Origin of the sequence: Xenorhabdus japonica (assembly GCF_900115195.1) — a bacterium.
Taxonomy (GTDB): domain Bacteria; phylum Pseudomonadota; class Gammaproteobacteria; order Enterobacterales; family Enterobacteriaceae; genus Xenorhabdus; species Xenorhabdus japonica.
Window position 1 is genome coordinate 1 of record NZ_FOVO01000063.1, and the last position, 8,023, is coordinate 8,023.

The 8,023-nt window shown below is 41.0% G+C and carries 7 protein-coding genes and 2 pseudogenes; 2 read left to right on the forward strand and 7 right to left on the reverse strand.

All coding sequences use genetic code 11. The annotated features are described in order from the left end of the window. Positions 1–697: 697 nt before the first annotated feature. The 5 genes from purB to rluE all read right to left on the reverse strand — a co-directional run bounded on the left by purB (position 698) and on the right by rluE (position 5,034). Complete coding sequence (gene purB, locus BM135_RS15875) at positions 698–2,068, reverse strand: adenylosuccinate lyase (protein ID WP_092521437.1); 1,371 nt, start codon at positions 2,066–2,068, stop codon at positions 698–700. Positions 2,069–2,105: 37 nt separating this feature from the next. Further along, positions 2,106–2,732, reverse strand: a complete 627-nt coding sequence (hflD, locus tag BM135_RS15880) for a high frequency lysogenization protein HflD (RefSeq protein ID WP_092521423.1) — start codon at positions 2,730–2,732, stop codon at positions 2,106–2,108. Positions 2,733–2,734: 2 nt separating this feature from the next. Further along, positions 2,735–3,838, reverse strand: coding sequence for a tRNA 2-thiouridine(34) synthase MnmA (gene mnmA, locus BM135_RS15885; protein WP_092521424.1), 1,104 nt, complete (start codon positions 3,836–3,838; stop codon positions 2,735–2,737). 115 nt (positions 3,839–3,953) lie between these two features. Further along, the gene (locus BM135_RS15890; protein ID WP_092521425.1) at positions 3,954–4,412 is read right to left on the reverse strand and encodes an NUDIX domain-containing protein; all 459 of its coding nucleotides are present in this window, start codon (positions 4,410–4,412) and stop codon (positions 3,954–3,956) included. After that, entirely contained in the window at positions 4,405–5,034 is a 630-nt protein-coding gene (gene rluE / locus BM135_RS15895; protein ID WP_092521432.1) for a 23S rRNA pseudouridine(2457) synthase RluE, read from the reverse strand. Before rluE ends, BM135_RS15890 begins: the two co-directional genes overlap by 8 nt. A 140-nt stretch (positions 5,035–5,174) precedes the next feature. On the opposite strand from rluE, the gene icd reads away from it, so the two are divergent. Together icd and BM135_RS15905 are read left to right on the forward strand one after the other, a co-directional pair. After that, on the forward strand, positions 5,175–6,428 hold the full coding sequence (gene icd / locus BM135_RS15900) for an NADP-dependent isocitrate dehydrogenase (protein WP_092521433.1): 1,254 nt from the start codon (positions 5,175–5,177) through the stop codon (positions 6,426–6,428). Positions 6,429–6,621: 193 nt separating this feature from the next. Then, a pseudogene (locus BM135_RS15905) lies at positions 6,622–6,956 on the forward strand (IS1 family transposase); the annotation flags it as partial. Here the strand turns inward: BM135_RS15905 and BM135_RS15915 are convergent. After that, positions 6,957–7,394: pseudogene (locus BM135_RS15915) on the reverse strand (site-specific DNA-methyltransferase); the annotation flags it as partial. Positions 7,395–7,503: 109 nt separating this feature from the next. Then, a complete protein-coding gene (locus BM135_RS15920; RefSeq protein ID WP_092521436.1) occupies positions 7,504–7,941 on the reverse strand; it encodes a hypothetical protein in 438 nt (145 codons plus the stop codon). Positions 7,942–8,023: the final 82 nt, after the last annotated feature.

An 8,023-nucleotide genomic window follows, 5' to 3' on the forward strand; every position in this document is an offset into this window, starting at 1 on the left:
TATAGGCCATAGCGCATTTTCCTTTGGCGAGAAAGATGCCTACTATAGCAACTGACCACCTTTTTCAGAAATTGCACCTATCATGCGAATCCAAGTTTTATAACATCAATTATGGATATATTTATTTGATAACAAATAGTTGCGCTTTAATGATCGGATTGATTTATAATTTGTCTGTTATAGTAAACTAAGTATATGGCAATTTATGTTTTTGGCAAAATCAATGGTTGTTTGATTAAAGATAAATGGTTGCATTACAACACATAAATAAATTTATAATCTATCTATGATCGTAAATCAAGCATATGGGAATTATATATTCTGGTTCTTCCAATGATATATTTATTTAAAAACAAACGGTTATACCTGAAGATGTAAATAAATTTATAATCCATTTATAATTCATTTAAATTTATATATGCAATATTTTTCATATTTTAACATGATGACGAAGTTGTTAATTTCTAAGAGTATAGCTAATCAACCGTTTATAATTACGATATTTATGACTATTATATTTATAACTACTAACTGCGATGTTTATAACTATATAACTGGAGTGAATGAATGTGGTTGACAAATAAGACAATTAAAAAATTAAAAGGATATTTTGGCTCAAAAAGCCGGGTCATGGGGTTAGCGTAAGGACTGCAAATGGGCAGGATAAAATCCGCCCATTTGCATGAATAAATAGGAATTATTTTAATTGGTCAACCAGCAAAGTAGCGTATCCAATGTAGTTTGCTGGTGTCATGGATTTGAGGCGTTCTTTTTCTGCTTCTGGAAGTTCAAGGCCATCAATAAACGCTTTCATACCTTCAGAATCAACACGTTTACCGCGAGTCAGTTCTTTCAGTTTTTCATACGGTTTTTCAATGCCATAACGGCGCATGACGGTTTGGATAGGTTCTGCTAATACTTCCCAATTGTTATCCAGTTCATCCAGTAAGTGCTGCTCATTAACTTCTAGCTTATTTAACCCTTTCATAGTGGATTGATAAGCAATCAAAGCATATCCCAGACCAACACCCAGATTGCGCAGTACAGTTGAATCTGTCAGGTCACGTTGCCAACGAGAAACGGGAAGTTTACTGGCAAGATGCCCCATAACCGCATTTGCCAATCCCAGATTTCCTTCTGAATTTTCAAAGTCAATTGGATTGACTTTATGTGGCATGGTAGAAGAACCAATTTCACCAGCAACAGTTTTTTGTTTGAAATGACTCAAGGCAATATAGCCCCAGATATCGCGATCAAAATCGATTAGGATGGTATTGAAACGTGCCACACAATCAAACAATTCTGCAATGTAATCATGAGGTTCAATCTGAGTAGTATACGGATTCCACTGAATACCCAACGAGGTTACAAATGATTCACTGAATTGGTGCCAGTCAACTTGTGGGTAGGCTGACAAGTGCGCATTGTAGTTACCAACAGCGCCGTTGATTTTCCCCAGAGTTTCTACCTGCCCAAGCTGGCGGAATTGGCGTTCCATGCGATAGGCTACGTTAGCAAATTCCTTGCCGACAGTAGAAGGTGTGGCTGGTTGACCATGTGTACGCGACAGCAGTGGCAGATCGCGATAGTCATGTGCCATACGTGTGATGGTATCGATTAATTGGCGCCATTGAGGCAGTAAAACTTCCTCACGGGCTGTTTTAAGCATCAGCGCATGTGACAGGTTGTTGATATCTTCTGATGTGCAGGCAAAATGAATAAACTCTGCAACTTGATGCAGAGCAGGGATATGTGCAACTTTTTCTTTCAGAAAATATTCAACAGCTTTAACGTCATGATTGGTTGTACGCTCAATTTCTTTGATGCGCTGTGCATCCTGTTCATTGAAATTTGCAATTATTTCATCAAGGTAAGCGTTTGCGTCTGCATCAAAAGCAGGAACTTCTTTAATTTCTGTTGTTGCGGCCAGTTTTTGCAGCCAACGTACTTCGACCTGCACTCGAAATTTTAGTAAGCCGAACTCACTAAAAATAGCGCGCAGTGCGCTGACTTTATCGCCGTAACGACCATCAATTGGAGAAACAGCGGTCAGTGAGGATAATTCCATTGGTAGCAACTCCCGGATTTTATTTAATAATTTATGTTTAACAGTTAGCAAGAATATCTTTTGCCTGTTGGATCAGACGTTGACGAGAAAACATGATTTGCAAGCGGCTACCGCCAACTTGTTGCCATAAGACAGCGCTGCGGATGCCCGCCAGCAACGCAGATCTGACTTTTGCCTGAATTAGCGTATTACGCAATACGTCAGGTGAACCTGTTACTTGAATACGTGGCCCTAGTGGGCTGATAACATCGACATAAATTCCTGCCAAGGCATTGAGTATTCCTTCTGACATAGATTCAAAATAAGCTTGCTGACGCTCTAATTGCTCAATGCGATTTGCTAATTGATTAGTGGCAGATTGATTTTTATTCAGACGGCGTTCCAGCGCCACCAAACTCAGCATATAGCGGGTAAGATCGGCAGAAACTCCACTATGTGAACCGTTGAACATACCCAACATGGCATTAAGGCCAATACGCAGATTGCAGGCGTGATTGCCAAAGACATCCAGTGTGGATGTTGGATTCATGTTCAAGATACTGTTGATCATGATCTCAAAAGCATCAGTATCACACTGGCCTTCATGGGCAAGTTTTTGTACCAGGTGGCCTGACTGGCAGATACCTGCCAGAGCCAGTGTAATGTCGTAATAATTTTTAGCCACAATTATTCCTGTATACGTTGTTCGATCACACCACCACCGAGACAGATTTCACCTTGGTAAAACACGGCAGATTGACCTGGGGTGACAGCGGCAACAGGGTTATCAAAACGTACTTCAATCTTATCTTCGCTCAGAGGAACGATAGTGCAGGGGATATCATGCTGACGGTAGCGTGTTTTTACTACACAACGTATTTCTGCCTTCAATGGTTGGCGATCAACCCAATGAAGCTGCTGTGCAATCAAACCGATAGACATCAGGCGAGGATGTTCATGGCCTTGGGCAACAATCAGTGTGTTGTTTTCGACATCTTTATCAACAACATACCATGGTTCTTCATTGCCATTTTTCGTTCCCCCGATCCCAAGCCCTTTACGCTGACCGAGTGTATGGTACATCAAGCCCGTATGTTGGCCGATAGTCTGTCCATCCACTGTCATAATTGGGCCTGGTTGGGCAGGTAAATAGCGTCCAAGAAAATCACGGAACTTACGCTCACCAATAAAGCAGATACCGGTCGAATCTTTTTTCTTTGCTGTGATTAGACCAATCTCTTCGGCAATGCGGCGTACTTCGGGTTTTTCTAATTCACCGACCGGAAACAGGCTCTTGGCAATTTGCTGATGGCTTAAGGTATATAAGAAATAGCTTTGATCTTTATTGCTATCCAGGCCTCGGAGCAATTGGCTGATGCCGTCCACATCCCGACGGCGGACATAATGCCCTGTTGCGATATAATCAGCTCCTAAATCTTCTGCGGCAAACTCTAGAAATGCTTTGAATTTGATTTCTTTATTGCAAAGAATGTCTGGATTTGGAGTCCTGCTTGCTTTGTATTCAGCAAGAAAATGTTCGAAGACATTGTCCCAATACTCGGCTGCAAAATTGATGGTATGTAATTCTATGCCCAGTTTGTCACAAACTGCTTGGGCATCGGCAAGATCGGTGGCAGCCGAGCAATACTCTTCACTATCGTCTTCTTCCCAGTTTTTCATGAACAGGCCAGCTACCTGGTAGCCCTGCTGTTGCAGAAGGTAGGCGGAAACGGATGAATCAACACCACCGGACATTCCGACAATGACTTTTTTCTGGCTGTTATCTGACATGGATATATCTCACTGCGGAAAAAAACAAACGCGATACTTTAGCACGTTGGCATTCAAGGTGCATCAAACGTCTCATGCTCTTTTTTATCCAATTATTGTTTATTATGATTATTTATTACGACCATTTGACGAACGGTGAACCGTAACAACCCAGTATCGATAGTGGATAAACTTTGTGTTCCAAGTAGCAGAGAACACTTTCGGCGACCAGAGGGGAACGTAGTTGTGGGCTATTAAGGATTTCTTCTGCACTTAACCAGTGACAGCAATGGATATCGTTATCCTGCGGATTTGTATCCATGATTTTTTCCATTTCAACCAAAAATAAAAAACGGATAAATGGCGTTCTGTCAGGTGCAACCCATTGGTGCAACTTTAAAAATGCTTGTGGTTGCGCACGAATTCCTGTTTCTTCCCATAACTCTCGTTCAGCGGCTTCTAGTAATGTTTCATCAGCTTCAAGATGACCAGCTGGTTGATTCCAAAAAGGTTTATCATTGATTAACTCTTCAACAACCAGAAATTTATTTTCTGCATGAACAATACAAGCAACAGTAACATGTGGACTAAACAAAATTAATGTCTCTCCATTCTCCGGGGGATAATGAGTCTAATTGTATTGATCCCATACTGAAACGGATTAGGCGTAATGTAGGATAACCCACATGAGCAGTCATCCTACGTACTTGTCGGTTGCGGCCTTCATATAGAGTAATTTTAAGCCAACTTACGGGAATGCTTTTTCGTTCCCGTATCGGTGGTGTGCGCTCCCAAAGCCATTCAGGCTCTTCCACTAATTCAGCTCCGGCTGGCAACGTTAGGCCATCTTTTAATGTGACACCATTGCGAAGTTTATTCAGAGCGGCTTCATCAGGAATGCCTTCTACTTGGACATAATAAATTTTAGCTGTTTTTTTATGGGGTTGAGTCAATTTGGCCTGCAATTTGCCATCGTTGGTCAATACTAGCAAGCCTTCGCTATCACGATCCAGACGACCGGCGGCATAAACATCAGTAACCGGAATAAAATTTTTTAACGTTGCTCTTCCCATTTCATCGGTAAATTGGGGCAACACATCATAAGGTTTGTTAAAAATTAATATCCGACGAGGACCTGTTAGTTTTTTTATGGTTTTGTTATTTTTTCTTTGGCTGAATCGGTTAAGTTGGCGTTTTTTAAAAGAGATGTTTGTCATGATAAGTCATCGCGAAAAATTAGGGTACGTATTATACCTTAAATCTGTGACCGTTGGCGTTTGCAGAATATTCAAGTAGTATTGACACGTCCCTTACAAAAAATTAACAAGGCATTGCGCTTATTTGAAAGGAGAGGTTAATGGAAAGCAAAGTAGTTGTTCCGGCGGAAGGTAAAAATATTACTATTGATGCCAAAGGTAAATTAAATGTTCCGAATAACCCTGTAATCCCTTACATCGAAGGGGATGGCATTGGTGTTGATGTTACGCCGGTCATGCTGAAAGTTGTTGATGCTGCGGTTCAGGAAGCTTATAGCGGAGAGCGCAAAATTTCTTGGATGGAAATCTACACAGGTGAAAAATCCACACATGTCTATGGCAAAGATGTTTGGTTGCCGGATGAAACACTGGACTTAATTCGTGAATACCGTGTTGCTATCAAAGGTCCCCTGACAACTCCAGTAGGCGGTGGTATTCGTTCGCTGAACGTAGCGCTGCGCCAGCAATTAGATCTGTATATCTGCCTGCGTCCAGTCCGTTACTATCAAGGTACGCCAAGCCCTGTTAAGCAACCTGAACTGACCGATATGGTTATTTTCCGTGAAAACGCAGAAGACATTTATGCTGGTATTGAGTGGAAAGCGGGTTCAGCGGAAGCGGACAAAGTTATTAAATTCCTACAGGATGAAATGGGTGTTAGTAAGATCCGTTTCCCCCAACAGTGTGGTATCGGTGTAAAACCTTGCTCAGAAGAAGGCACCAAACGTTTAGTGCGCGCTGCGATTGAATATGCGATTGATAATGACCGTGAATCAGTAACTTTGGTTCATAAAGGCAATATCATGAAATTTACTGAAGGTGCTTTCAAAGATTGGGGTTATGAACTGGCTCGAACTGAGTTTGGCGGAGAACTGCTGGATGGCGGTCCGTGGGTTAAGATCAAAAATCCTAAAAATGGCAAAGATATCATCATCAAAGATGTGATTGCAGATGCTTTCTTGCAACAGATCCTGCTGCGTCCAGCAGAATATGATGTTATCGCTTGTATGAACCTGAATGGTGACTACATCTCTGATGCTTTGGCTGCGCAGGTAGGCGGCATCGGTATTGCCCCTGGTGCAAACATTGGTGACGAATGTGCATTGTTCGAAGCCACACATGGTACTGCACCTAAGTACGCAGGTCAGGACAAAGTAAACCCAGGTTCTGTGATCCTTTCTGCTGAAATGATGTTGCGCCATATGGGATGGTTTGAAGCTGCCGATCTAATCATTAAAGGAATGGAAGGTGCAATCGCAGCCAAGACCGTTACTTACGATTTTGAGCGCCTGATGAATGACGCTAAGCTTCTGAAATGTAGTGAATTTGGTGATGCAATTATTTCTCATATGTAATAATTACTAACTGAAATATATAGCGGGGACTTAATAGTTCCCGTTGTTTTTTAGAGTGTTCAAATTCTTCTGCAAAACTTCTGCAAAACCGGTTAAAAATTAAACATCACTTCACCGCAAAAATAGTCCAATCTTTGCCTCGATCATCGTGATATTTATCTGTCATTGCTTGGCTCTTATGTCCTAATAAGGGATCCACCGTAATGGGCGCTCTCGCTCTGGTCATCAACGTTATCTTTGCCAGTCCTGCCGTCATTCTTGGCAACGGGAATTCACTTATGCCGCTTGTCGTCCCGGTACACATAAGCAAATTGTCGATATGGCCATGAATGGAACGGGATGTCGGGCGACAGCACGTGTGATGGGGATTGGTCTGAATGCTGTCCTTCGCCATTTAAAAAGCTCAGACCCAAATCGATAACAGAAGCCATTGCTCCCGGCACTGAAGTGATTGTCTGTTGCGAAATGGATGAGCAGTGGTCGTACGTGAAGTCAAAGAATCAGCCCCGTTGGCTCTTTTATGCTTACCCAGATAAATCTTTCGACGAAATTATCTTCGCTAAATATTTCATTGCACACATTGGATAAATTAACCACTTCATGGTCATCTATGGATATAAATATCATTCCCTCATCAGACAATAAATCTCTGGCTAATTTCAATCTAGGATAAATCATGTTCAACCAGTTTGTATGACGCCGACCCGATGTATCAAATCTGTCTTTATAAATAAAATCCTTGCCTGTGTTATAGGGCGGGTCGATATAAATCATCTTTATCTTTTTGTGATAAGACTTTTGCAGCAACTTTAAAACTTCAAGGTTATCACCTCCGATAAACAGGTTCTCTGTGGTATCCCAGTTAATACTTTCTTCTTTACAGGGACGCAGGGTTCCTGTTGATGGCGTTTGTGCAATCTGACGTGCGCGAGCCTTGCCCTGCCAAGTGAAGTTGTAACGTTCTTCGATTGTCATCAGAGGAATACCAATATAATAAAAAAAGGCCACGCCATGCGCAGCCTTGGAATAATTAACTAAAACATGAGCTACATTCTGAACTAATTATTTTTAAAAACTATCTAGTGAATTTTACTGTTCGTTCAAAAGATGAATATCCTAAGCTTGTCCTTTTTTTAAATATTTGAACTGTTCCCTTGTAATGCAAGAGAGGACTATCTAATCTTATAATATTGGTATTCCAATAATAAAGATTAACCTTGTTGAAATTTATACTATTGGTTGGATCTTGAGGATTTGATATATATGGTCTATCAATATAATCTGTCATTAGAGCAGGAGGGGAAACATAGTCTCCGGGATACTCGTCACTATTCCCTGTATAACTAAGTATTACTGCAGATAAGTCAGAATTATACTTTGAATAATCATCTAAATGCAAATTAATACTATCATTAACCTTAAGGCCTTTAATTATTATACTATCTCCACCATAATCCTTAAACGGTTCTTCACTTAAATTCAACACATGAATTAATTCATCTTGGATTCGCATGATAGGTGCAATTTCTGAAAAAGGTGGTCAGTTGCTATAGTAGGCATCTTTCTCGCCAAAGGAAAATGCGCTATGGCCTATA

Coding starts and splice junctions, on each gene's coding strand:
- purB (WP_092521437.1), bottom strand. CDS start 2,068: ATGGAATTATCCTCACTGACCGCTGTTTCTCCAATTGATGGTCGTTAC.
- mnmA (WP_092521424.1), bottom strand. CDS start 3,838: ATGTCAGATAACAGCCAGAAAAAAGTCATTGTCGGAATGTCCGGTGGT.
- rluE (WP_092521432.1), bottom strand. CDS start 5,034: ATGACAAACATCTCTTTTAAAAAACGCCAACTTAACCGATTCAGCCAA.
- icd (WP_092521433.1), top strand. CDS start 5,175: ATGGAAAGCAAAGTAGTTGTTCCGGCGGAAGGTAAAAATATTACTATT.
- BM135_RS15920 (WP_092521436.1), bottom strand. CDS start 7,941: ATGCGAATCCAAGATGAATTAATTCATGTGTTGAATTTAAGTGAAGAA.